We start from the raw sequence: 22,897 nt of genomic DNA on the forward strand, positions 1-22,897 counted from the left end.
TATCTGTAATTTTACGTTATTAGTTTTGGTAAAGTATCATGAGAGAGCTATATAAGGTTTTTAGTCTTGTTATTAATGGATTTAGAATTGAAGTTTGCATATTCTTAGCTGCTACTATAGGAAGCGTATCTTTAAAGTTTAATTTTTTTCTCATATTAAACTATTAAAGGAAAATTTAAAGTTTTAATTCTTTTATTAATCTATTTTTTTAGTAAAGCGATCAATTACAAGATTTAAAATAATATTATGCTCTAGAAATGCCTTAGCTCCGGCAAGCACCAAGATAAATCTTCTAATTGAAAAATAATCTGTTTTACTACTTCATCACCTATAAAACCGGTATTTGTAATGGTAACAAAAGTTTCTTCTGAACTAATCGAAGTAACCTGCCATTCTACCAATGTTAGGGTTTTTATACGCATCCCATCAATAAGTATTTTTTTATTTTTTTCAATTTCCTGCATGTTAATTTGAACTGAGAAGCCGTACATTTTCCATGTCCAAGTGCTTTGTTTCTTAACTTCTAGCTTATCGCTACTTTTAGTAAACCAAAATTTTGAGGTAATATTAGGATTTATAAAAGCTTCAAATACTTGATCAATTGGTTTGGTTTACGTTACGAATAAGCATTGCTGCTTTCACAGTTGTTTTTAACTGATTTATATGAACATCATTATTAATAGTCATTTTTAAAAACTTTTTGTAAATTATTAGAATTCTTTCCAAAAGCTATATTACATCGTAATAAGTATTTTAGTAGTAAAATTTACCTTATTTTCAACTTATTTTTACCAATCATACAAAAACATAATTTGGCTATAGGTTGTATAAGGTACGGCAACAAATCCGGTTGGTAACATTACGACAAATAATAAGACAAGTTTTGCAAGTAGCGTTAATAGTAACGGTATTATTACCTTATCACCCGGCTCGGTAAATATATTTGCTAACAATATAACGGCTAATAGTGTAGTTGCAAGCGGAGCAACTTTAGTATTTACCAATAAACTTGCCTTTAATGGTAATTTAACCGGTAACGTACTACGATTAATTTAAATGCAGTACCGGTATCATATACCGGTCAAAGCAGTTTTTTAGGTAAGCTAATTGTGGCTACAAGCTATGATCAAGCAAAAAATTCCGGTGGTAATATAGTGATTACACCCGGTAGTAAAATGGATTTATCTTCACTAGATGAATTAGAAATTCAGTTTAACGGCACTGACGTACATATAAGAGAAATAAATGAAAATACTAAACATTCACTAATATCTTCAGAGGATGGAAATGGCCTAATTCCGTTGTCTGCCGATAAAATTAAATTTTTCATTGACGGTAATGATAAGAGTTTCATTAAATGGTCGATAAATACTTTATCATTAACTTTATCGGTTACTAATATAGCCAATGAAATATTGCAAAAAGAAATAGATGAAGGCAGTTTTACACCGGAGTAGGCACAAGATATTGCAACACCGATCCATGCATCTGAAGATATTGAGACGGATACGTTTCAAGACGAGTTTGTTTTTTTTACTATTGAGCAGCAAAAAGAAACACTAGATCGTGTTACACCAGATATGGTAAGACCGGGAGCGGTAATAACTGCAGTAAATATGCAAGTTGTATCTTATAGTATAGTCGGTAATTTATCTTCTTTAGATTCTCGAATAAATAAAGTTGCTATTTCTGCCAACGATGAGACAGAAGCAGATTTCGGTACATGGACTAGTCCTTTTGTTGGCAATAAGTACTCAAAAGGCACAAAATAATCTAAGTGGTTATAAATCTAACTTAACCGGCGGTACTGTCGGTTTTGATAGTTGAGTAGGCGATGATTTCTTACTTGGCGTTGCTTATACTAGAGCTGATACTAAGGTAAAGCAGAAAAATAATAATGTCGGCGATAAAAGTAAAGTACAGAGCAATATTTACTCTTTATACGACTTATATAATGTACCAAATAAAAATTGGTTTTTTGAAGGTATAGCTTCTTACGGTGATAGTAAAGTTAAGAATTATTCACAGCGTAATATTGCTTTGGGTAGGAATTTGATCAGTTATGAAACAGCAATCGGTAAATATAAATCACGTTCATATACCGGACAGATTTTAGCCGGTTACAGTTATTTAGCTCCGAAAGCGATTAATTTAACAACGACCGTGGGGATTAGATATTCCGATATTAGAGATTCAGGATATACTAAGACCGGTACAACTTTCCAAAATTTAATCGTTAAAGGGAAGAAGTATAATATGACTGAAGGGCTTACAGGTGTTAGGATGTCAAAAAGATATTAACATAGAAAATATAGTTTTAATCCCTGCAATTTACGGCATGCTAGACTATAACTTTAAAGATAAAACTCCTGCTATCGATGCTAGGTTACAAGGGATGGACAGCCCATTTACGACTAATAGCTTTAAGCCTGCTAAAACTAGCTTTAACTTTGGTGTCGGTGTGACTGCCAAACACCAAATGATGGAATACGGCATTAATTATGATGCGAATGTGGCGAGTAAATATTTTGCTCAACAAGGTAGCTTAAAAGTGCGGGTAAATTTCTAGGTTCTTGCGTAAGAGTGCTAATTGATTTGTTTTAAATCAGTGTAATTCTGCGGTCTAGGTGAACAAAATTTTTGTGGATACCGATAGCCCGACTGAATTGCCAAACCGGAGCAACTAGGTTACCACGGCAAGTGTTGCCTTTGGTTACAACATCAAAGGCACAACATCCGCCTCCCCCTAGTTTTATCAATCCCCCGAAAAGTTACTCTAACTTCCTTAGTAGTCTTATTTACTTACAATAATTTTTATTATTTCTAATAGTTTATTTTCAGTGTATTTTTATACTAAAATTTAATTCACAAGAAAAATATACAAAACTACCGACAATATTTAATTTTAAGTCTTATATTAATCTTTATTCAAATTAATCCAGCTTTGGCATTAGAGGATAAGAGAGACTCTTCAGTATATTATTATAATAAAGGTACTAATTTAGCTATTTTAGGAAAATATGAATTAGCTATTAAGTCTAATCCTAAATTTTCAAAAATATATAATAATAAAGGTCTAACTTTAGAAAAGCTAGGTCAATATAGGCTAGTAGTACTTGACGCTTATAATAAGACACTTGAACTTGATTCAAGAAATTCTGAGATACAAAATAACCAAAAACGCTTATTAAAGCTTATTAAATAAAAAATAATTAAATATTTTGACCTTTATTTTCTTAGGTTGATCTGTTTTCTAGATTTTTTCAGTCTAAAATAAGCGAGCCAATGGTACCATTCATCTACTCTTATTTGCTCTACTTCTGCAACTGTCTTATATAAAAGTCCAGTAAGAGTAAACTGGGTCCTGCTATTCTGATTATGATTTCATGTATAATAACATATACCCATTAACCATAGCTGTTAATAATCATTAGGAGAATATTTATGACCCAATTACTTGACCTTATAACCCCTGGTGATGTCTTATATGAAGAATTTATAAAGCCTTTGAATATAAGTCAAAACCAGCTAGCTCGTGATATTGATGTACCACCTAGCCGTATTCATGCTATAGTGCATAGCAAACGAACTCTTACAGCTGATATGGCACCGAGATTAGGTAAATATTTCACACTTCAGCCCAGTTATGGATTAATTTACAAGCAAGATATGATTTAAAATTAGCCCAGCGTAATGAATGGCCTCATATTAAAATCGTATTCGTACTATGGAAGTAGCAAGAAAAGCTAGTTAATTATTTCCTAGCAACGGCAAAAGATTCAGGATGTCTTATGGCAATATTGATATCCTGCATAAATCTTATTCTTATACCGTCGCTTGTACCAAGTGAATAAGGGTTAACTAACACATCTAATACGCCCGATTGCCAGACATAAAATATTAAATAATACTTTTTATCACGGAGTAATACATTATAAAAAAGGTAACAAATACTACCCTCATATTTATGAGCCTATTGTTACTAAAGAATTATAGAACAAATATCAATGTATATTGAGCCTGATTTATTGAGCAAAATAATTAAAAGTGTTAAAGAATCGGCAAAATATGAAAAAGATTATTATAATACAAGAATAACAGAATTAAATAAAGAGCTTATCAGTGAAAAAATAGCCTTGATCAGCTTAGAAGTAAACTTTTAGAAGGTATATTTACAAATGAAGAATACGAAGGAAGACAAATATAAATTAACAACACGTCGTGATAAAGTAATGTTAGAGATAGCAGAGCATAATAAAGGTAATGATTGTTTTAGGGTAATATTTAGTTGCCAATGCACATCAATATTTTGTTTTGTCGAATACTGAGGGAAAAAGACACCTAATAAAAACTGTGTTTTCGACAATTAAATTAACATGCATAAAGCTTGACTTTATGCTGCATCCGCCGTTTGATTCATTAGTAAATTTGTCAAAAATCGAGGGATGGCTCCCCGGGCCGGACTCGAACCAGCGACCGAACGGTTAACAGCCGTTTGCTCTACCACTGAGCTACCGAGGAACATTAGAAGCATCTGGAAGATTCAGATACTTCCTTATAACAAATCTTTATTATAACGTCTAGCGTTTTCTTTATATAAAATAAAAAAGTTTTATTCATTACCTATTTTTAAAGCTGCAATAAAAGCAGATTGCGGAATTTCGATATTACCGTACTGTCTCATTCTCTTTTTACCTGCTTTTTGTTTCTCAAGTAATTTACGTTTACGACTTATATCACCGCCGTAACATTTAGATAAAACATCTTTACGTAGGGCTTTAATAGTCTCACGAGCGATAATACGGCTACCTATACTTGCTTGAATTGCTATATCAATCTGCTGTCTCGGTATTAAATCCTTTAACCTTACGCATAATGCCCTCCCCCTTTGCTCAGCACGTGAGCGGTGTACAATTGTGGATAGTGCATCAACCGCCTCTGCGTTAACCAAAATCCCAAGCTTAACAAGTTCGGAAGGTTCATAAACATCCATTTGCCATTCAAAGCTTGCATAACCTTTAGAACAGCTTTTTAAACGATCGTAGAAATCGTAAACTATCTCATTTAGCGGTAATTTATAAATTATTTTAGCCCTATTTGCTATATAGCTATGATTGAGCTGCCCCCCTCTCTTTTCCGCACAAAGCGATAGTACCGCACCTAAAAACTCATCAGGTACCATTATAGTTGCCTTAATCCAAGGCTCTTCCATTGATTCGATTTTTTGTAAATCAGGCAAATCTGCCGGGTTATGTATCTCTAAGCTCTCACCGTCCAGCATATGAATTTTATATACCACGCTTGGAGCGGTAGTGATTAAATCTAAATCGAATTCCCTACTTAAACGTTCTTGGATTATCTCTAAATGTAACAGCCCTAAAAAGCCGCATCTAAAACCTACTCCGAGTGCCGAAGAGCTTTCCATTTCATACTCAAAACTAGCATCATTAAGGCGTAATTTAGCTAGTGAATCCTTTAGATGCTCAAATTCCGAGCTATCCGTTGGATAAAGACCACAAAACACTACGGGTAAGTTTGGTTTAAAACCCGGTAGAGCTTGCTCACAAGGCTTTTTTTCATCAGTGATAGTATCCCCAACTTTACAATCCGCTACTTGCTTTATAGCTGCAGTAAAGAAGCCGATTTCGCCTGCATGCAGAACATCCGAAATATGTTTTTTCGGAGTAAAATAGCCAACATTCTCAACGGTATAAACCGAGTTAGTAGCCATCATTTTAATACGCATATTCTTACGTAAGTAACCATCAATAACACGTACTAAAATAACCACGCCAAGATATGGGTCATACCAACTATCAACAAGCAAAGCTTTCAAAATATCAGAACTACTTTCTTTTGGCGGAGGTAATTTATTTACTATAGCCTCTAAAACTAAATCAATCCCTATACCGCTTTTAGCAGAGATTAACACAGCCTCACTTGCATCGATTCCGATTATATCCTCTATTTGCTGCTTAACCTGTTCAGGTTCTGACGCCGGTAGGTCAAGCTTGTTAAGCACCAGTACAATCTCATGATCATTCTCGATTGCTTGGTAAACATTGGCAAGCGTTTGTGCTTCTACTCCTTGCGTACTATCAACTACCAATAACGAGCCTTCACAAGCAGCAAGTGACCTACTAACTTCATAAGCAAAATCGACATGCCCGGGAGTGTCCATTAGATTCAAATAGTAGGTGTTACCGTCTTTAGCTTTATATACAAGCCGCACGGTTTGTGCCTTAATAGTTATACCTCTCTCTTTTTCAATATCCATCGAATCTAGCACTTGCTGGCTCATTTCCCTAGCCTGCAAGCCACCGCAATGTTCAATTAACCTATCGGCTAACGTAGATTTACCGTGATCAATATGGGCGATTATTGAGAAGTTCCTTATATATTTTTGATTATTCATAATTATTGTGATATAATTTGCATTTGTTTATTGTCTGCCTCCCGTGGCTTGATCGCGGCGGAATCTTGTAATTACAGACTGTGTCCTGAGATCCCGCCATCAAATCGCGGGATGATACTAAACCACTATAATATATAACAAAATCGAAATTTATAACAGGAAAAAATAATGCGAGCTGAAATAGAAAATTATGTAAAAAAAATTGAGCAGTCTTTAGAACTACTTTGGAGGTCACTTTGACGTTGAAGCATCAACTGCAAGACTGAACGCGTTAGAAGAGTTAACAGCCGATCCTAGTTTATGGAATGATCAGGCTAATGCTCAAAAATTACTGCGAGAAAAAAGTAATCTAGAAGAAAAACTAAACGCTTTTAATAAACTCAAATCCAATTTAAAAGATGCTTTAGAACTTGAAGAAATGGCTAAAGCCGAAAACGATTTAGAAACACTTTCACAAATTGAACAGGACTTAAAAAATTTAAGCATCATTGCTGCCAAATTTGAAACGGAATGTTTGTTTTCAGGTGAAGCAGACGGTAATAATTGCTTTTTAGAGATTAATGCTGGAGCCGGGGGAACTGAAAGCCATGACTGGGCGTCTATTATGATGCGTATGTATTTGCGTTTTGCCGAAAGACTCGGCTTTAAAACCGAAATAATCAATATGATTAACGGCGAAGAGGCAGGCATTAAATCATGCACGATTAGGATAATAGGAAAGCGTGCTTACGGCTGGTTTAAGACCGAAGCTGGCGTTCACAGATTAGTGCGTATTTCTCCATTTAATGCAGCCGGTAAAAGAATGACTAGCTTTGCAAGTAGCTGGGTATATCCCGAAATTGATGATAATATAGCAATTACTATTGAGGATAAAGATTTAAGAATCGATACTTTTAGAGCATCGGGAGCCGGCGGGCAGCACGTTAATACTACCGATTCAGCTGTACGTATCACTCATATACCGAGCGGTACGGTAACACAATGCCAAAGCGATAGATCGCAGCATAAAAATAAAGCTCAAGCTATGAAAATGCTTCAAGCCAAACTCTATGAGCTTGAAATGCAAAAACGTACCGATAGCGTTAATGAGCAGAATGCCGCTAAAACCGATAATAGCTGGGGGCATCAAATTAGATCATATGTTTTGCAACCTTATCAAATGGTAAAAGATTTACGTACCGATTATGAAACTTCCGATACTAAAGGAGTGCTTGACGGTGACCTTGAAGAATTTATTTCCGCAAACCTTGCTATGAATGCGGGTGGTAAGAAGTAGTGAAAATCAATGAGCAATACTTTAAGTAACGAATCATATACTGATTTAATTAAAAATTTAAAACAAGAAATTAGCAAAGCTCGTATTATAGTATAGAGCCCATTTAGCAGTGAATAAAGAATTGATAGTTCCTTATTGGAATATAGAAAAATTAATTTTAGAACGTCAGAATAAAGAAAAATGTGGATCAAAAGTTATTCAAAATATTTCTGATGATTTGCGTAAAGAATTTCCTGAAATGAAAGGATTATCATATCAAAACCTTTCTTAATATGCGTCAGTTTTTTGCAGAATATAATAATGATCAAATTCTCCAACAGGCGGTTGGAGAAATCCCATGGAGTCATAATATTATTATTTTTTCAAAACTAAAAAATATAAATCAAAGAATTTGGTATGCACAACAAACCATCGAAAATGGTTGATCAAGAAATGTATTATCTTTGCAAATTAAAAGTAATTTACATGAAAGGTCAGCGGAAGGTATAAATAACTTTTCCAATACTTTACCTGAGCTACAAGTCTGATTTAGCAAGGCCGATTATAAAAGACCCATATAACTTAGAATTTTTAGATATTCAAGGTAAAATAATAGAACGAGATTTAGAAAATAAATTGATAGATAATATTAAAAACTTTTTATTAGAGTTAGGACAAGGTTTTGCATTTGTTGGCAATCAGTATCATATAGAACTTGAGGGAGAAGATTATTATTTGGATTTAGTTTTTTTTATCACATAAAACTCAAATGCTATGTTGTTATTGAATTAAAAACCGGCAAGTTTAAGCCGGAATATACCGGTAAACTAAATTTTTATCTTAATTTAATGGATCGCACAATTAAAGATAATTCGTAAATCCTATAATTGGGTTAATTTTGTGCGAAGAAAAACAAGGTATTACTGTAGAATACACTATAGAAGGCATCCAAAAACCAATAGGAGTACCACAATTTAAGCTTACAGCAACATTACCTAAAAAGCTTGAAAAATTCCTGCCTACCCCTCAAGATCTAGCAAAGCTAAAAAACGAATAAATTACTAAAAGTTATTTTTCTTGATATCATGGTCAAGCTTTTGGTATGACATTTTCATATTTCAACCTTATTATTTTTATCGCAACATGAAAAACTATAAAAACTTAAAATTTATTCAAGATAAACATTTTGAGCAGGTAATAACCGATTTAAATAATCTAGAGTTTGATCCTGCTAATGAAAAAATTCGCAAGAATTTTATCTCAGAAATACAAAATATTTATGTAACCGAAAATCCTCAGATAGATAAGAATATAAAATATGTATGGGTTTTATCCGCAAGACATTCTTATACCAAAATACCTATCAATTCCGATACTCAAAATATAAAGGCTGCAGATAAAGAGGACGGATATAATAGGATGAGGCTTGGTATAGAGATTGCAAGAGAAGTAGCAGCTAAAAAACTTGATAAGCAAATATCTAGCCTAACATATGAAGAAAATACGGACCGATGATTTTATTTAACGGCGTAGCGTATATGATAATAAATTACTATAAGAAGCGCTTGATAAAAATATTATTACCGATTATCCAAAAGAAAATTTTTATATTTTTACGCTGCCGGAAAACCAAACCAATACCGGCGGACAATTTAAAACTCTATATAAAGAGCATGAGAACGGTAATATTGACTTAAGTAACGCCGAAATTGCTATTGTTACTCATGCTTATCATTTTCCTCGTGTTAATCGATATTTTGATAACAAACCGAATTTTGACTTCTTCTTTATTCATAACACTAAACCTATAATTTTCTTAGTCGATCGAAAATTTGAAACCATGGGAGTAGATAATGAACTAAAGCAGGAGCTAATAAAATTACCTAACTATATAGAGAAAGGTTTTGTTTCAGAAAAATTATAATATTTAGCAATGCTTGATTAATCAATTACTATCTCTCTTGCTTCTTGTTCTTTAACCTCAATACGAGGTAGAATAATAGTAAGTATCCCATTCTTAAGGCTTGAAGAGATATTTGCCTGATCTACATCTTCATATAATGATATTACATAATTAAAATTTTTATTCATATAATTATCTAAATCATCAGCTTTATTTTTTTCTTCTATATTCCCTGTAATAAATAATTTGTTACCGTTTACTTTAACCTTAATTTGACTTTTATTAAAGCCAGGTACTTCCATAACAATAATATACTGCTTATCTTTAGTAATAAAATTGCTTTTTATGCTATTAGATTCATAAAGCGGCAATCTATTTTTAAATAAATTATCAATATTTGTAATTTGATTATCTATTAAATCTGCTACCTGACGCAGTGGCATTGCATTACCCGAATCATAATTCTTATTAGCTATTGCAATATTACTAGATAAAATTATAGCTGCTATAGACGGAATATATAATCTTATGCTCTTTAACATAAAACCACCATTAATTTTGTTAGTTATATATTTAAACATATAAAATTATCTATTTAAAATTCAAGTCTTATATTTCCATAATTTGCTGAAAGTACGCTGCCCAAAATAAAAACTAATAATCTCCGCAAAAATAGTTTGATCTTCTATGCTCCTATCTAGATATTCAACTAGCAGAGCAAAACTTTTTAACGATTTATATTGAACATATTTAACTCCTCTATACATTGCAAAAAAGCTATAGGAAAGCACGGGTCTTACCGAACCATTTAAAGCATCAACCCAACTAACACCTGATTTATAAGTGGAGTAAAGAGAATATTGCTCTGCCATTTCTTGTGATATGGTAAGCTCTGTAAAAGTTTTAGACTAATTAAGTTTGTTATTAGCAATTTGACGGTCTAAAATATTTATCTCGTGTTTTTTGTCGTTAATATCTTTATATATTTTCAAAATTTCAGGAATTATTGAACTAATAAATCCTGTTATAAGTAATCATAAATGCCTATCTATATAAATTTTAGGAAGTATAGCAAAGATAAGTCATTATAATAAGAAAGAGGCAAAAAGGGGCAGCATGGACATGGACTGATTATTTATGTCATTTCTGCGAAAGCAGGAATCCAGTAAAAAATGATAAAAACACAGCAAACTATATAAAAATTTAGTATATAATTAGATTAAAAAAACTGGATTCCTGCTTTCGCAGAAATGACATCGAACATGTTTAATGATCCATACAACAACGCCAATAATAGGAAAACTGATCCACTCAACAATTACTTTAAATTAGACCAAATGCGGTTTTTTGCAATATAGAAAAAGATAGTAAATACCACTAAAAACATCATAACTTTAAGACCCATAGATTTACGATGTTCCATTTCCGGCTCAGCTACCCATTGTAGAAATACCGCAACATCTTGCGACATCTGCTCTACACTTGCGTTAGTACCGTCCATATAGGTTACCTGCCCGTCTGTAAGCGGCGGCGGCATTGCTATTTGCTCGCCAGGGAAATAGGGATTATAATGAGTTCCCTGCATCAGCTTAAAATCTGCCGGCGGTTCGGTATAGCCGGTAAGTAGCGAATATATATAATTAGCTCCGTCATGACGTGCTTTTATTATCAACGATAAATCAGGAGGATGGGCACCGTTATTAGCTGCTCTTGCTGCTTGCTCATTAGGATAAGGAGGTACAAAACGATCAGAGGGAAGAGCGGGACGGTCAAACATCTCACCTTCATCATTAGGTCCGTCTTTTATCGTATAGCCTTTGGCAATCTCTTTTATCTCGTCATCCGAAAAGCCAATATCTTTAAGATTACGGTAATATAAATTGTTTAAACCGTGGCAGACACTACAAACTTCTTTATAAACCTGAAAACCTCTTTGTGCTGCTTCACGATTAACTGTACCAAATACGCCGTCAAACGACCATTTCATCTTTTTTGGATGTAATACTTCTTTGTTGGCTAAACTTAAGCACGAAGTTAGTAGTATGATGATAGAGATAAGTACTTTAGTTTTCATAAATTTTTTTGAGTCGTCATTGCAAGCAAGGGAAAATTGAAAATTTTGACGAAGCAATCTCAGGAGTTTATTATTATTTTATAAGATTGTCGTGTTGAGATTTTGTCTTTCCTTGCAATGATGTTTTTATTACAGTTCTATTAATCTAATTTTTTTGTCTCTTAAACCGGCTTTAATTTATTTTTCTCTATTTATTGCTGAATTCATAGTTTGATGGAGCTCATAAAATACTAAAATTTTGCAATTATACTTTTTACTAAACCACCTAATTGTATCATTTTTGTGTTGATATATTCTTTTTATTAAATTAGAAATAACACCAGTATAAGAGTATACCATTTTTCTTGTTAGTTACTATATATACTATTGGTTACTTCATAAATTTGTATAATACAAAAAACGTCATTGCGAGCAGCCATATGCTACACAGCAATCTCATGAAATAATAATAAACTCCTGAGATTGCTTCGTCAATTGCTATGCAATTTCCTCGCAATGACATCTCTTCGCAATGACTTAACTCTTACAACTCCTCCGGCAATGGCAGCGGTTTTTCATATTTACCTATCAGCGGCAAAGCTACTAAGAAATGGAAAAAGTAATAACAAGCAGCAAAACGGCTAATGGTAATATACGGCTCTTCTGCCGGCCGCCCACCTAAATAACCAAGCAATAAACAATCTGCCATAAATATCCAAAAAGCAATGCGGTATATCGGTCTATAATTGCTACTTCTAACTTTTGAAGTATCAAGCCAAGGTAGTAAGAATAACACAAATATACTTCCGAACATTAATAGCACCCCACCGAGCTTAGACGGCACGGCTCTAAGTATTGCATAAAACGGCAGAAAATACCATTCAGGGACAATGTGGGCAGGCGTAACTAACGGATTTGCCGGAATGTAATTATCGGGATGTCCTAAATAATTAGGTTCGTAAAAAATAAAATAGGCAAATATTATGAAATAAACTCCGAAACCGACAAAATCCTTTACGGTATAATAAGGGTGGAACGGAATAGTATCTTTAGGGCTTTTTACATCTATCCCTTTTGGGTTATTTGAACCATGCTGATGTAAGGCCACTAAATGCAGCATCACTAAAGCAACAATAATAAACGGCAATAAATAATGCAGTGAGAAGAACCTATTTAATGTCGGGTTATCAACAGAAAAACCACCCCATAACCACGTAACTATGAATTCCCCTATTAACGGAATAGCGGAAAATAAATTAGTAATAACCGTTGCTCCCCAGTAGCTCATCTGCCCCCAAGGAAGCACGTAACCCATGAAAGCAGTAGCCATCATGGTTAGAAAAATGATGATACCGATATGCCAAAGCAGTTCTCTAGGTGCTTTATAAGAGCCGTAATACAAACCTCTTGCTATGTGTAAGTATACGGCGGCAAAAAACATCGATGCACCTACCGCATGAGTATAACGCAGTAACCAACCGTAATTCACATTACGCATGATTCGCTCAACACTATCGAAAGCATGATCAATATGCGGAGTATAGTGCATAGCAAGTATGACGCCGGTGATTATCTGAATTACTAACGCAATACCGGTAATAGAGCCTAAATTCCATAAATAGCTAAGATTTTTCGGAGTTTGATAATGACTAAAATGCTTTAGGAACGTAAAAATAGGAAGACGATAATCTATCCATTCTATAATAGAATTAGGCTTTTTAGGGGTAATATCTTCATTCATAAATAAATTACCCGATTCTAATTTTTTTGTCGCTAACAAAAGTGTAAGGCGGCACAGCTAAATTTAAAGGAGCAGGACCTCTTCTAACTCTACCTGAAGAATCATATTGTGAACCATGGCACGGACAGAACCATCCATCATATTCACCTTGATTAGCAAGCGGCACACAACCCAAATGCGTGCAGATCCCGATCGTCACCAGCCAATTATCATGCCCTGCTTTCACACGTGCTTCATCTGCTTCAGGATCAATCAGCTCTGACATTTTAACGGCTCTTGCTTCAGCTATTTTGTCAGACGTACGGTTAGTGATAAAAATTGGTTTACCTTGCCATTTAACCGTAACTGTTTGACCTACCGCAATATTTGATAAATCAACCTCAATTGATGATAAAGCTAGCACGTCCGCAGAAGGGTTTAAAGAATCAACGAGAGGCCAAAGAGTACATGCTGCCCCAACTGCTGCAACACTACTAGCCGTTAGAACCATAAAATCACGACGTGTTGTTTGTTTGTTTTTATTATTTTCAGTATCCGACATATAATATTAAAATGACATAAATTAACGATTATTATTACTACCGCTTGGGGTATTATTAAGATTATTTGGATTTTCTAGTTCTTCATAAGGATTTATTATAGGACGTTCAGCGTCTGCAGCACTATCTGCTTGTTTTGGCGTAAGCTTATTTATTTCATCTTCTAACACTTTTGCTCCTGTCCCTTCTTCATGCTTATATTCGCCAGGATCACTTAAGCAATTCCAAAAACTAACTAAATGATTCCAATTAGGACCGAGTTTTGTAGTACAATTTTGAGCAACTGCTTTAGTTGTATCTAATATCTCAACTGTAGTTTCAGTAAAATAATCTATAAACCCAATTTTTTTTAAGCCCAATACTGTATAATATACAGTAATTAAGGAAGCAACTGCTATAATTAAATACCATTTAGTGATAATAGACCACAGAAAAAATCCCATAGGATTTGCTGCCATTAACCTTCGTAAAGCCTGCCACATATATTTTGCTCAAAAAAATTTATTAATAATATTCATCTTATTTTATATCACTACATTAGTAAAAATAAAGCAAAATCACGTAATATTATAAATATTTTTAATTAAACAGGAACTCAAGAAGAGTGAAATCGGTAAAAATACTAAATTAATTCCTATCATAATAAAAATTAATTGTAAGTTATTATCTTGTAATATTAAACCTGTCATTATAATATTCGGAATTAATAACGGCATGATAAACGTACCGACAAAGTTAGCATCCCTCTTAAAATAACATTGCATGCTACCGGATAACACTACTAAACTACTTGATAACACTAATATCATCCATACACTAATAAAGAAAAATATTATCTCAAGCAAAGTTTGATCAAAAAAAACATAAATAATGGGTAAAACAAAAACCAGCCCTATCGTACTGCTGATAAATATAGCACAAAATTTAGCCAATATAATTTCTTCATGACTAACAATTGATAATAATAACTCTAAGCTTCCGTCTTCCAAATCAGATTTAAATATAACTGAAGAAAAACCGATTAATGAAATTAATAAACAAATTACCGAAAAAATTAAACCGAATTTGTTAATATCCCTTTCACTGTTAATTAAAACAGTACTAATTATGCAAAATAAAAAAAATATAACTAGATATTTAATTATATTATTAATGCGATTCTGCACTATAAATTCACGCTTAATTAGTACAAATAGACTATTCATAATTATTAAATACGTTGTAAATTAAGTACATAATAGCTGCAACAGTTAAACCTATACCAATTTCAACAATAACTATCGCAATATGCTGAGCAAGTAGCTTATCATTGATAAAATTTGTTAGTGAATAATAATTTAAATAATTATCGTTAAAAAAGAGTGATATTGTTCCTACAATTACATATATTGCTACACCTAAAACCGCAATACAAACTAGCACGTTAGGAGGAAAATATCGGCTTAATTTTCGATTACCGTAAACTAAATCATAAGCAATAAGGCTAGATGCAAATATAACACCTGCTTGAAACCCACCACCCGGCGAAGACTCACCGTTAAGCTGAATATATATACTATATAAAATTATATAAGGTATTATAAAACTAGTAATATATTTTATTATTGGATTTGTTATCACGTGGCTTGACCACGGGATCTTGTATCGCCTGCTGTGTCCTAAGATACCGCGATCAAGCCGCGATATGACATCATCAAACTTTCTTGAAAATATCAACAGCACAGCAATTCCTGCAATTAAAATTACGCTAGTTTCACCTAAAGTATCATATCCACGATAACTTGCAAGAATAGCCGCAACAAAAGAAGGTACCCCTATATCTCTAGAGGTATTTTCGATATAATATTTACTTGAATGCATATGAATAGGAGCATTATCATCACCGTAATTCGGTAATTCTAGCCCCATATAAGCAAGAGTTACTACAAACAATAAACATATTAAACTTGCTGGAATAATATTAGTTCTCTCAATATTCTTTAAATCCAAAGGTAATTTACGCAACAAATTCAAATATACGCATGTTGATAAGCAAGCTCCAAGTGCTGCCTCAGTCATTGCGACATCAGGAGCATCCATAATAAGATAAGATACACCAATTAATAAGCTAAATACAGAAGCAGCAATCACTGCATTTAGTAAATCTTTAGCAAAAATTATTTTTATCGAGATTAATATCAATAAAAAAACAATTAAGTTAAGTAGGTAATTGCCGAGATCAAAATTTAAAGCTGTCTTTACTATCATATGGTTGTTAAAATTTAACGTCATTGCGAGGAGGAACGTAATTTCGACGTGACAATCTTATCAAGCATCCTGAGATTGCTTCGTCAATTACTTCGTAATTTTCCTCGCAATGACAGTACTACAAGCTCTAATTTTCATAAATAAAGATGCTTTACCAAGTGCATGAGTTGCTACCGGATTTAGTATAAAAATCAATAAAGCCGCTAAAATTAATTTAGCAGAGTTCACAATATCTGCTTCAATGCACGCAAAACCTATTAAGCAAATAGGCACGCCGAAACTCTCAATAACACTTGCTGCATGTAATTTAGTATAAAAATCAGGAAATCTAAAAAAACCGATTATTCCTGAAAATATAGCAAATAATCCAATAATTACTAATAAAATTCCTATATAGTATAGTGTCATTGTGTTTATCCTTTTTTCGTCATTGCGAGGAAATTATGAAATAATTGACGAGGCAATCTCATGCAAAAGTCCTGAGATTGCCGCACGAATTAAAGTTCACTCGCAATGACGTTTTTACTCACCTTGAGCCAAGCTATAACCTGCAACTCCGTCAAATTCAAACAGATTCTCTACTTTGATAAAATCGATATTTGCTGTGCTTAAAGCTTCAAGCAATCTTGCTATATCTAAATGCTTTATTTCTGTACCATCTTTATTCATAAAACGACAACACCAATGATCGGAAACAGTTTCAAACCTTGTATCACAAGGCCACAGCTTTAATCCTTTTGACGAGATTGTTTTTAACTCAAAATTACCAAGATCAAGTTTATTAATTTTATCTGCTATATCGTGAGCAGAAGATACATTCATATTCACAAATATATCCGTACCGACCAATTGCTTAACTTCTTTAGTATCAATTTTATAATCTATATTGCTTTCTTGCTTCTCAGCAATTAAGGGATAATCTGCTTTAGGTAGCTTTGTCGGTGACTGTCCTAATCTTTTCGTTACTTCTTCGGCAAATTCTTTTGTACCGACTTTTTTACTAGAACTCTGCTCGTTATATATATCGGCTGTATGAACGCCATCCTCTATAGTTTTTTTCCAAGCATTTTCGATTAATGTAGCGATATCACCCTGCCCTATATGTACTAACATCATTATTGCAGCATTTAAAAGCCCTGACGGATTTGCGATATCTTCACCAGCAATATCGGGAGCACTTCCATGTACCGCTTCAAACATCGCATAATGCTGCCCAATATTTGCAGAACCTGCAAGACCTACCGAGCCTGAAATTTCAGCAGCTACGTCAGATATGATATCACCATATAAATTAGAAGTTACGATAACGTCAAATATTTCCGGTTTGGTAGCAAGCCTTGCCGTCCCGATATCGATAATATAATGCGCGTTATTAATTTCCGGGTATTCTTTTGCAATCTCATTAAATACTTTATGCAAAACCCCATCGGAAAATTTCATAATATTATCTTTGCTTAAACACGTGACTTTTTTACGGTTATTTTTTACTGCATATTCAAAAGCATATCTAATAATCTTCTCACATCCTGTATGACTTATCAACTTCATTGACTCATACATATTATGCGTTTGGCGGTATTCTATACCTGCGTATAAATCTTCCTCATTCTCACGTATAATAGTTAGGTTCAAATTTGGATGTAATGTTCTAGTAAAAGGATGAAACGAAACAGAAGGACGAATATTAGCAAAAAGCTGTAATGTTTTACGAATCGTGACATTTAAACTTTTATATCCTCCACCTTGCGGAGTAGTAATCGGGGCTTTAAGTATAATACCGGTGCGTTGTATTGATTCCCAACTTTCCTCGCTTATACCTGAAGTATAATGCTTCTTGTAAAGCTTTGCACCTACTTCAATGGTTTCTAAACGAATACGAGCCTCGGCTTTACGTAATATATAAAGCACTGCCTCCATTATTTCAGGACCTATACCGTCCCCGTATGCAATTGTAATCGGTGTAAATTCTACCATATTAAATACTCTCTTGTTTATGTCATTCCCGCCTACGCGGGAATGACACACAAAAATCCATACAACACTATCAATAGTTTATTGTTACTTCTTTTAATCTCTCATTCAACATAAAAGTCACTTCGGAAGTTATATTCAAATTATTTTTGGCATATAAGACTTGAGAACTTGGAATTACCAAATTAAGGTTATATTTCTCAGCAAGTTCACTAATTATTGTAATAGTTGTTTCATGGACTCTACTCATAGCCTCAGCATGGGCTTGTTCAAGCTTTGTTTTCTTAATCTGAATTTCTTTTCTAACGTGGCTAACTTTTGCATTAAATTCGTTTACTTTATGCTCAAATTCGGTTTCACTTAAATGAGAACGCTCATTTAGCAGCTTCTCTTCCAGCGGTTTAAATTCTGCTTCTTTTGCAGCAATATCCTCTTGAATTTTATGATTAAGCTTTTCGATTTTTTTACGCAAATCTTTTATAGCGATCGAACCTTCCAATATAGATTGGACATCAGCAACAGCTACTCTAACTTTAAAATTATCTTCTTTAATTGGCACATTTTGTGCCTCCGTAATCGTTGAGAAATTTATTATGAATATGCATAAACATAATATTCGGTATATCATCCTTGATCCTTTTAGATTAAACGGTGTCGGCTAGGATTGTCATCCCGTGGCTTGACCACGGGATCTTGTGTCACAGACAGTATCCTGAGATCCCACGATCAAGTCGCGGGATGACCATTCAAGATGACTGGATTCCCGCCTACGCGGGAATGACACTGGAGCAACACCCTTATTAATCTAAGAATAAACAACATCAAACAATTTGTCTATAATTAAAAACTTAACCTTTACCTAACATTGGCACATTCCCACCTCCCCCCATGGTGTATATTCACCATCCGAATAATAATCACTAGAAATAGGTTCAAACGAAATAGCTTTTATTGCTTCAGGACTTAAATAAGTACTCTCTTCATCACTAAGCAAAGGTTTTCAGTAGCCGGTTCTTCTAGCTCAACATAAATTTCATGCTGTTCATTAAATTCATATAAAAAATTAAAAGCTTTATGAATATGATCTGTTCCTTTGTTCTTAACCAAAACTGCTGTAATACCATAGTCTTTTGCAGCATTGACATGTTTAATATCATCATCCATGAAAAATACGTTTTTTATTAGTTATTTCGGTATTATTAATTATTTCTCTTATATATTCTTTTTTAGTACAATTTTGTATTTCTTCAAAATTATTAGAAGGTAAAGCTGAGTTTATATAAATTTTTGCTGCATCTTCCTTTCCTAGTAACCTTTCTAATGCATATTTTACAGCATGAGGATAGTCATTAAATGATGCTATAGCTATTTTTGACCGGACAATATAATATTCTTAAAAAGGCGTGCTATTTGCTCTTCATTTTTCCAACCTAAATTTTCATTATCTAAGAATTTCTCCATCAGCTCTATAGAAAATTTTTACTCAAGCCTAACTTTTTCTTGCTCTCGTTCTTCATAGGAGCTAAAAAAGCGATTTTGTATATTACGCGCTATTAAACCTCCTAATCTCTCTCCTATATAATTATGCGAATGTCCAACTAAAATATTGTCACAATCAAATATAAATAAAGCTGTATTATCGTTCATTAATTTCTCTTATTTTAAAGCTTAAAAATCCTTAGTAATTTTTATTCTGCAGTTAAATCAATTTCTTTTTCAAGAACTTATATTCCAATTTTTGGTATTTTAGTGTATAATACGAAAAACTATTGTAAACTTGTGAGAATTTTTAAAGATGACATCTATTCGTAATATAGCAATTATTGCCCACGTTGATCATGGGAAAACTACGCTTGTTGATAACATGCTTAAACAAAGCGGAACATTTAGAGCTAACCAAGCAGTTGCTGAGCGTGCTATGGACTCTAACGATCTTGAGCGTGAGCGTGGAATCACGATACTTGCCAAATGCACTGCTCTTATGTGGAACGATATCTGTATCAATATAGTTGATACACCAGGACACGCCGATTTTGGCGGTGAAGTAGAACGCATCCTTAGCATGGTTGACGGTGTAGTGCTACTTGTCGATGCATCGGAAGGACCAATGCCGCAAACAAAATTCGTGCTTTCTAAAGCGTTAAATCTCGGCTTAAAACCTATTGTCGTTATTAATAAAATCGATAGAGATGACCAAAGAATTAAAGAAGTTATCGATGAAGTATTTGAGCTATTTGTGGCACTTGAAGCAAACAACGATCAGCTTGACTTCCCTATAGTTTATGCATCAGGTAGAGCAGGTAGAGCATCTTTAACCTTTGATGATAAAATTAATCCTTTAGACAATTTAGCAGATGATTTAGCACCACTTTTCGACCTTATAGTACAGCATGTACCAAAACCCTTAGCCGATGACAAAGCACCGTTTTCTATGCTTGTTACTACTAGAGAATATAATTCTTTCTTCGGTAGGGTTTTAACAGGTCGTGTACAAAGCGGCACCGTTAAAATTAACCAAAACGTAAAAGTATTAAATCGTAAGAATAAAGTACTTGAAACCGGACGTATAACTAAAATATTAGCCTTTAGAGGCTTAGAGCGAATCGCTATAAATGATGCTACAGCCGGCGATATTATTGCCGTAGCAGGCGTTGAAAACGCCAACGTTGCCGATACTATCTGCTCCCCTGAGGTAACCGAGGCCGTACCGTCTCTACCTATCGATCCACCGACTTTATCCATGACTTTTAGCGTTAATGACTCACCGCTTGCAGGAAGCGAAGGGACAAAAGTTACGTCGAGCTTAATTGGGGCTAGGTTAATGCGTGAGCTTGAAAGTAACGTTGCATTAAAAGTTACTGAAGCTGCCGAGAAAAATGCTTTCCAAGTTGCAGGGCGTGGTGAGTTACAACTTGGTATCTTAATTGAAACTATGCGTCGTGAAGGGTTTGAGCTATCTATTAGCAGACCCGAAGTATTATTCCAAACTGATGAGAAAGGTAATAAGCAAGAACCGATGGAAGAAATCCAAGTTGACGTTGATGATGATTATGTTGGAGTAGTTGTAAAATCTTTAGCACTGAGAAAAGCCGAAATGACTGATATGAGGCCATCAGGCGGCGGTAAAAGCCGTGTTACGTTTATTGGACCGTCTAGAGGGTTAATCGGCTATCACAGCCAATTTTTAACTGAAACACGAGGCACAGGAATTATGAATCGTATTTTCCACGGATACGCTGATTATAAAGGAAATATCGAGGGAAGACGTAACGGCGTGCTTATCTCTAACGGTGATGGAGCAGCGGTCGCATATGCTCTATGGAATCTAGAAGAAAGGGGGAAAATGTTTATAAACCCTAGTGATAAAGTATATAGAGGCATGATTATCGGCGAACATAATCGTGATAATGATTTAGAGGTAAACCCACTAAAAGCGAAACAACTGAGCAACGTTAGAGCAGCAGGTAAAGACGAAGCCATAAGGCTAACTCCACCAATGCTTTTAACGTTAGAGCAGGCAATCAGCTATATACAAGATGACGAGCGAGTTGAAGTAACACCAAAATCTATTCGTTTACGTAAAGCTCTACTTGACCCTAACGACCGTAAAAGAGCTGCAAAGTAGGTATGCTTAAAAAATGTTGACACCGTCATTGCGAGGAAAAACTGTAAGTTTTGACGAAGCAATCTCTGGAATCTTGATTTATGAGATTGCCACGCTCCTTTCAGTTGCTCCCAATGATGAAAAAACTAAACTAATACATTAAATACTATAATAACAAACCTTTTTAACGGCTTCTATTACATCGCTCTCACTGGGCAGAGCTAGTGTTTCTAAATTAACAGCATAAGGAAGGGGAAGATCTTTGCCACTTACAATCTCTATCGGAGCATCTAAATAATCAAATGCTTCTTTCATAACAATAGAAGCTATACTTGCACCAACACCGGCAAAAAACCACCCTTCTTCCAGCACAACTAAACGATTAGTTTTTTTCACTGATTCTATTATTGTCTCAGTATCAAGCGGTTTAATAGTGCGAAGATCAATAACCTCGCAATCAATATTATCATTCTGCAAAACATTTACAGCATCTAAGGCAAGTTTTACTTGAATCGAGAAAGTGACTATAGTGACACTATTACCCTCTCTTAAAATTTTTGCCTGCCCCAAGGGTATAGGCTCGATTGTTTCCGGTATGTCAAAACTATGACCATATAAAATTTCATTTTCTAAAAAAACAACGGGATTATCATCCCTAATAGCTGTAAGCATAAGTCCTTTATGATCTTCTGCACTATAAGGAGCTACTACTTTTAATCCCGGAATGTGGGAATAGCAAGCTGTATAATTTTGGCTATGTTGTGCAGCTACTCTACTTGCTGCTCCGTTTGGTCCTCTAAATACTATCGGACATTTGACCTGCCCACCTGACATGTAATGCGTTTTTGCAGCTGAATTAACTATGTGATCGAATGCTTGCATAGCAAAGTTAAAGGTCATAAACTCCACGATCGGGCGAAGTCCTGCAAAAGCTGCTCCGACTGCAAGCCCTGCAAAACCATATTCCGTTATCGGTGTATCAATTACCCTCTTAGGACCAAATCGCTTTAGTAATCCTTGAGTTACCTTGTAAGCTCCTTGATATTCCGCAACTTCCTCGCCTATGACGAAAACCTTGTCGTCTCTTATCATCTCTTCTTGCATTGCATCACGCAATGCTTCACGTACCGTTATTTGCATTTTTCTTTTTTATTTGATTAAATTAAACG

The 22,897-nt window shown here is 34.3% G+C and carries 30 protein-coding genes, 1 tRNA gene and 4 pseudogenes; 16 read left to right on the forward strand and 19 right to left on the reverse strand.

All coding sequences use genetic code 11. The annotated features are described in order from the left end of the window. Positions 1 to 251: 251 nt before the first annotated feature. Positions 252 to 602: an SRPBCC domain-containing protein gene (locus tag AB4K15_RS00005; RefSeq protein ID WP_500225651.1), complete on the reverse strand. Its 351-nt coding sequence runs from the start codon at positions 600 to 602 to the stop codon at positions 252 to 254. A 186-nt stretch (positions 603 to 788) separates the two neighbouring features. Next, positions 789 to 1,004 carry a hypothetical protein gene (locus AB4K15_RS00010; RefSeq protein WP_032074013.1) on the reverse strand — a complete coding sequence of 72 codons (216 nt, stop codon included), beginning with the start codon at positions 1,002 to 1,004 and terminating at the stop codon, positions 789 to 791. A 105-nt stretch (positions 1,005 to 1,109) separates the two neighbouring features. Between AB4K15_RS00010 and AB4K15_RS00015 the strand changes: the two genes are divergently transcribed. The 8 genes and pseudogenes from AB4K15_RS00015 to AB4K15_RS00050 all read left to right on the forward strand — a co-directional run bounded on the left by AB4K15_RS00015 (position 1,110) and on the right by AB4K15_RS00050 (position 4,328). Next, on the forward strand, positions 1,110 to 1,457 hold the full coding sequence (locus AB4K15_RS00015; protein WP_032074012.1) for a hypothetical protein: 348 nt from the start codon (positions 1,110 to 1,112) through the stop codon (positions 1,455 to 1,457). A gap of 123 nt (positions 1,458 to 1,580) precedes the next feature. Continuing rightward, on the forward strand, positions 1,581 to 1,772 hold the full coding sequence (locus AB4K15_RS00020) for a hypothetical protein (RefSeq protein WP_032074011.1): 192 nt from the start codon (positions 1,581 to 1,583) through the stop codon (positions 1,770 to 1,772). A gap of 118 nt (positions 1,773 to 1,890) precedes the next feature. Beyond that, positions 1,891 to 2,301: pseudogene (locus AB4K15_RS00025) on the forward strand (autotransporter outer membrane beta-barrel domain-containing protein); the annotation flags it as partial. Further along, the gene (locus AB4K15_RS00030; protein WP_500224875.1) at positions 2,276 to 2,569 is read left to right on the forward strand and encodes an autotransporter outer membrane beta-barrel domain-containing protein; all 294 of its coding nucleotides are present in this window, start codon (positions 2,276 to 2,278) and stop codon (positions 2,567 to 2,569) included. The pseudogene AB4K15_RS00025 and the gene AB4K15_RS00030, both read left to right, overlap by 26 nt. 375 nt (positions 2,570 to 2,944) lie before the next feature. Continuing rightward, a complete protein-coding gene (locus AB4K15_RS00035) occupies positions 2,945 to 3,205 on the forward strand; it encodes a tetratricopeptide repeat protein (RefSeq protein WP_500224872.1) in 261 nt (86 codons plus the stop codon). Positions 3,206 to 3,444: 239 nt separating this feature from the next. Continuing rightward, the gene (locus AB4K15_RS00040) at positions 3,445 to 3,678 is read left to right on the forward strand and encodes a HigA family addiction module antitoxin (RefSeq protein WP_500224869.1); all 234 of its coding nucleotides are present in this window, start codon (positions 3,445 to 3,447) and stop codon (positions 3,676 to 3,678) included. A gap of 350 nt (positions 3,679 to 4,028) precedes the next feature. Next, entirely contained in the window at positions 4,029 to 4,163 is a 135-nt protein-coding gene (locus tag AB4K15_RS00045) for a hypothetical protein (protein WP_500224866.1), read from the forward strand. 15 nt (positions 4,164 to 4,178) lie between these two features. Continuing rightward, on the forward strand, positions 4,179 to 4,328 hold the full coding sequence (locus AB4K15_RS00050; RefSeq protein WP_500224864.1) for a hypothetical protein: 150 nt from the start codon (positions 4,179 to 4,181) through the stop codon (positions 4,326 to 4,328). Between the two features lie 118 nt (positions 4,329 to 4,446). On the opposite strand, the gene AB4K15_RS00055 is transcribed toward AB4K15_RS00050, so the two are convergent. Together AB4K15_RS00055 and lepA are read right to left on the reverse strand one after the other, a co-directional pair. After that, positions 4,447 to 4,521: transfer RNA gene (locus AB4K15_RS00055), tRNA-Asn, on the reverse strand. 91 nt (positions 4,522 to 4,612) lie between these two features. Continuing rightward, positions 4,613 to 6,415 carry a translation elongation factor 4 gene (lepA, locus tag AB4K15_RS00060; protein WP_500224862.1) on the reverse strand — a complete coding sequence of 601 codons (1,803 nt, stop codon included), beginning with the start codon at positions 6,413 to 6,415 and terminating at the stop codon, positions 4,613 to 4,615. 168 nt (positions 6,416 to 6,583) lie between these two features. Between lepA and prfB the strand changes: the two genes are divergently transcribed. From prfB to AB4K15_RS00095, 7 genes and pseudogenes are all read left to right on the forward strand, one after another. Next, a protein-coding gene (gene prfB / locus AB4K15_RS00065; protein ID WP_500224860.1) for a peptide chain release factor 2 occupies positions 6,584 to 7,691 on the forward strand; the annotation gives its coding sequence in 2 pieces (ribosomal slippage) (positions 6,584 to 6,652 and positions 6,654 to 7,691; 1,107 coding nt in all). A gap of 109 nt (positions 7,692 to 7,800) precedes the next feature. Further along, on the forward strand, positions 7,801 to 7,962 hold the full coding sequence (locus tag AB4K15_RS00070; protein WP_500225633.1) for a DUF1016 N-terminal domain-containing protein: 162 nt from the start codon (positions 7,801 to 7,803) through the stop codon (positions 7,960 to 7,962). 1 nt (position 7,963) lies between these two features. Further along, positions 7,964 to 8,116: a DUF1016 N-terminal domain-containing protein gene (locus AB4K15_RS00075; RefSeq protein ID WP_084698794.1), complete on the forward strand. Its 153-nt coding sequence runs from the start codon at positions 7,964 to 7,966 to the stop codon at positions 8,114 to 8,116. Between the two features lie 18 nt (positions 8,117 to 8,134). Further along, positions 8,135 to 8,432, forward strand: a pseudogene (locus AB4K15_RS00080) (PDDEXK nuclease domain-containing protein). Beyond that, positions 8,429 to 8,727 (forward strand): annotated as a pseudogene (locus AB4K15_RS00085) (PDDEXK nuclease domain-containing protein). The pseudogenes AB4K15_RS00080 and AB4K15_RS00085 overlap by 4 nt, the downstream one beginning before the upstream one ends. Before the next feature lie 86 nt (positions 8,728 to 8,813). Beyond that, complete coding sequence (locus tag AB4K15_RS00090; RefSeq protein ID WP_500224855.1) at positions 8,814 to 9,185, forward strand: hypothetical protein; 372 nt, start codon at positions 8,814 to 8,816, stop codon at positions 9,183 to 9,185. Then, positions 9,182 to 9,367, forward strand: a pseudogene (locus tag AB4K15_RS00095) (hypothetical protein). Before AB4K15_RS00090 ends, AB4K15_RS00095 begins: the two are co-directional and overlap by 4 nt. 244 nt (positions 9,368 to 9,611) lie before the next feature. Here the strand turns inward: AB4K15_RS00095 and AB4K15_RS00100 are convergent. The 14 genes from AB4K15_RS00100 to AB4K15_RS00165 form a co-directional block, all read right to left on the reverse strand. Next, a complete protein-coding gene (locus AB4K15_RS00100; protein ID WP_500224893.1) occupies positions 9,612 to 10,103 on the reverse strand; it encodes an Hsp20/alpha crystallin family protein in 492 nt (163 codons plus the stop codon). A gap of 72 nt (positions 10,104 to 10,175) precedes the next feature. Then, the gene (locus AB4K15_RS00105; RefSeq protein ID WP_032074007.1) at positions 10,176 to 10,445 is read right to left on the reverse strand and encodes a hypothetical protein; all 270 of its coding nucleotides are present in this window, start codon (positions 10,443 to 10,445) and stop codon (positions 10,176 to 10,178) included. A gap of 446 nt (positions 10,446 to 10,891) precedes the next feature. Next, a complete protein-coding gene (locus AB4K15_RS00110; protein WP_032074006.1) occupies positions 10,892 to 11,647 on the reverse strand; it encodes a cytochrome c1 in 756 nt (251 codons plus the stop codon). 177 nt (positions 11,648 to 11,824) lie between these two features. Continuing rightward, positions 11,825 to 11,986 carry a GIY-YIG nuclease family protein gene (locus tag AB4K15_RS00115; protein ID WP_500224852.1) on the reverse strand — a complete coding sequence of 54 codons (162 nt, stop codon included), beginning with the start codon at positions 11,984 to 11,986 and terminating at the stop codon, positions 11,825 to 11,827. 184 nt (positions 11,987 to 12,170) lie between these two features. Beyond that, complete coding sequence (locus AB4K15_RS00120) at positions 12,171 to 13,367, reverse strand: cytochrome b/b6 (protein ID WP_032074031.1); 1,197 nt, start codon at positions 13,365 to 13,367, stop codon at positions 12,171 to 12,173. A 7-nt stretch (positions 13,368 to 13,374) separates the two neighbouring features. Continuing rightward, positions 13,375 to 13,908: a ubiquinol-cytochrome c reductase iron-sulfur subunit gene (petA, locus tag AB4K15_RS00125; RefSeq protein ID WP_032074005.1), complete on the reverse strand. Its 534-nt coding sequence runs from the start codon at positions 13,906 to 13,908 to the stop codon at positions 13,375 to 13,377. 21 nt (positions 13,909 to 13,929) lie between these two features. Further along, a complete protein-coding gene (locus tag AB4K15_RS00130; protein WP_032074004.1) occupies positions 13,930 to 14,388 on the reverse strand; it encodes a DUF2670 domain-containing protein in 459 nt (152 codons plus the stop codon). A gap of 75 nt (positions 14,389 to 14,463) precedes the next feature. Next, positions 14,464 to 15,111, reverse strand: a complete 648-nt coding sequence (locus AB4K15_RS00135) for a heme exporter protein CcmB (RefSeq protein ID WP_032074003.1) — start codon at positions 15,109 to 15,111, stop codon at positions 14,464 to 14,466. Beyond that, complete coding sequence (locus tag AB4K15_RS00140) at positions 15,104 to 16,177, reverse strand: DUF4040 domain-containing protein (protein WP_500224848.1); 1,074 nt, start codon at positions 16,175 to 16,177, stop codon at positions 15,104 to 15,106. The genes AB4K15_RS00135 and AB4K15_RS00140 overlap by 8 nt, the downstream gene beginning before the upstream one ends. A 63-nt stretch (positions 16,178 to 16,240) precedes the next feature. Beyond that, a complete protein-coding gene (locus tag AB4K15_RS00145) occupies positions 16,241 to 16,561 on the reverse strand; it encodes a Na+/H+ antiporter subunit G (protein ID WP_032074001.1) in 321 nt (106 codons plus the stop codon). Positions 16,562 to 16,675: 114 nt separating this feature from the next. Further along, on the reverse strand, positions 16,676 to 18,127 hold the full coding sequence (locus tag AB4K15_RS00150) for an NADP-dependent isocitrate dehydrogenase (protein ID WP_032074000.1): 1,452 nt from the start codon (positions 18,125 to 18,127) through the stop codon (positions 16,676 to 16,678). Between the two features lie 70 nt (positions 18,128 to 18,197). Next, positions 18,198 to 18,752 (reverse strand): OmpH/Skp family outer membrane protein, encoded by a 555-nt coding sequence (locus AB4K15_RS00155; protein ID WP_032073999.1) that lies wholly within the window; start codon positions 18,750 to 18,752, stop codon positions 18,198 to 18,200. Positions 18,753 to 19,087: 335 nt separating this feature from the next. Then, entirely contained in the window at positions 19,088 to 19,288 is a 201-nt protein-coding gene (locus AB4K15_RS00160; protein ID WP_500224847.1) for a hypothetical protein, read from the reverse strand. Positions 19,289 to 19,603: 315 nt separating this feature from the next. Continuing rightward, a complete protein-coding gene (locus tag AB4K15_RS00165) occupies positions 19,604 to 19,771 on the reverse strand; it encodes a hypothetical protein (protein ID WP_500224844.1) in 168 nt (55 codons plus the stop codon). Positions 19,772 to 19,919: 148 nt separating this feature from the next. Here AB4K15_RS00165 and typA point away from each other — a divergent pair, with 148 nt between their 5' ends. Then, complete coding sequence (gene typA, locus AB4K15_RS00170; RefSeq protein ID WP_500224841.1) at positions 19,920 to 21,749, forward strand: translational GTPase TypA; 1,830 nt, start codon at positions 19,920 to 19,922, stop codon at positions 21,747 to 21,749. A gap of 138 nt (positions 21,750 to 21,887) precedes the next feature. Here the strand turns inward: typA and AB4K15_RS00175 are convergent, their stop codons facing one another. Next, positions 21,888 to 22,868, reverse strand: a complete 981-nt coding sequence (locus AB4K15_RS00175) for a pyruvate dehydrogenase complex E1 component subunit beta (RefSeq protein ID WP_500224838.1) — start codon at positions 22,866 to 22,868, stop codon at positions 21,888 to 21,890. Positions 22,869 to 22,897 lie beyond the last annotated feature (29 nt).

The organism is Rickettsia aeschlimannii, from assembly GCF_047973405.1.
GTDB classification, from domain to species: domain Bacteria; phylum Pseudomonadota; class Alphaproteobacteria; order Rickettsiales; family Rickettsiaceae; genus Rickettsia; species Rickettsia rickettsii.

Bases quoted from the DNA above. Each gene is read 5' to 3' on its own strand.
- AB4K15_RS00020 (WP_032074011.1), top strand. From the start codon at position 1,581: ATGGTAAGACCGGGAGCGGTAATAACTGCAGTAAATATGCAAGTTGTA.
- AB4K15_RS00040 (WP_500224869.1), top strand. From the start codon at position 3,445: ATGACCCAATTACTTGACCTTATAACCCCTGGTGATGTCTTATATGAA.
- AB4K15_RS00050 (WP_500224864.1), top strand. From the start codon at position 4,179: ATGAAGAATACGAAGGAAGACAAATATAAATTAACAACACGTCGTGAT.
- lepA (WP_500224862.1), bottom strand. From the start codon at position 6,415: ATGAATAATCAAAAATATATAAGGAACTTCTCAATAATCGCCCATATT.
- AB4K15_RS00075 (WP_084698794.1), top strand. From the start codon at position 7,964: ATGCGTCAGTTTTTTGCAGAATATAATAATGATCAAATTCTCCAACAG.
- AB4K15_RS00090 (WP_500224855.1), top strand. From the start codon at position 8,814: ATGAAAAACTATAAAAACTTAAAATTTATTCAAGATAAACATTTTGAG.
- AB4K15_RS00105 (WP_032074007.1), bottom strand. From the start codon at position 10,445: ATGGCAGAGCAATATTCTCTTTACTCCACTTATAAATCAGGTGTTAGT.
- AB4K15_RS00110 (WP_032074006.1), bottom strand. From the start codon at position 11,647: ATGAAAACTAAAGTACTTATCTCTATCATCATACTACTAACTTCGTGC.
- AB4K15_RS00115 (WP_500224852.1), bottom strand. From the start codon at position 11,986: ATGGTATACTCTTATACTGGTGTTATTTCTAATTTAATAAAAAGAATA.
- AB4K15_RS00120 (WP_032074031.1), bottom strand. From the start codon at position 13,367: ATGAATGAAGATATTACCCCTAAAAAGCCTAATTCTATTATAGAATGG.
- petA (WP_032074005.1), bottom strand. From the start codon at position 13,908: ATGTCGGATACTGAAAATAATAAAAACAAACAAACAACACGTCGTGAT.
- AB4K15_RS00130 (WP_032074004.1), bottom strand. From the start codon at position 14,388: ATGTGGCAGGCTTTACGAAGGTTAATGGCAGCAAATCCTATGGGATTT.
- AB4K15_RS00135 (WP_032074003.1), bottom strand. From the start codon at position 15,111: ATGAATAGTCTATTTGTACTAATTAAGCGTGAATTTATAGTGCAGAAT.
- AB4K15_RS00140 (WP_500224848.1), bottom strand. From the start codon at position 16,177: ATGACGTTAAATTTTAACAACCATATGATAGTAAAGACAGCTTTAAAT.
- AB4K15_RS00145 (WP_032074001.1), bottom strand. From the start codon at position 16,561: ATGACACTATACTATATAGGAATTTTATTAGTAATTATTGGATTATTT.
- AB4K15_RS00150 (WP_032074000.1), bottom strand. From the start codon at position 18,127: ATGGTAGAATTTACACCGATTACAATTGCATACGGGGACGGTATAGGT.
- AB4K15_RS00155 (WP_032073999.1), bottom strand. From the start codon at position 18,752: ATGATATACCGAATATTATGTTTATGCATATTCATAATAAATTTCTCA.
- AB4K15_RS00160 (WP_500224847.1), bottom strand. From the start codon at position 19,288: ATGGATGATGATATTAAACATGTCAATGCTGCAAAAGACTATGGTATT.
- AB4K15_RS00165 (WP_500224844.1), bottom strand. From the start codon at position 19,771: ATGAACGATAATACAGCTTTATTTATATTTGATTGTGACAATATTTTA.
- typA (WP_500224841.1), top strand. From the start codon at position 19,920: ATGACATCTATTCGTAATATAGCAATTATTGCCCACGTTGATCATGGG.
- AB4K15_RS00175 (WP_500224838.1), bottom strand. From the start codon at position 22,868: ATGCAAATAACGGTACGTGAAGCATTGCGTGATGCAATGCAAGAAGAG.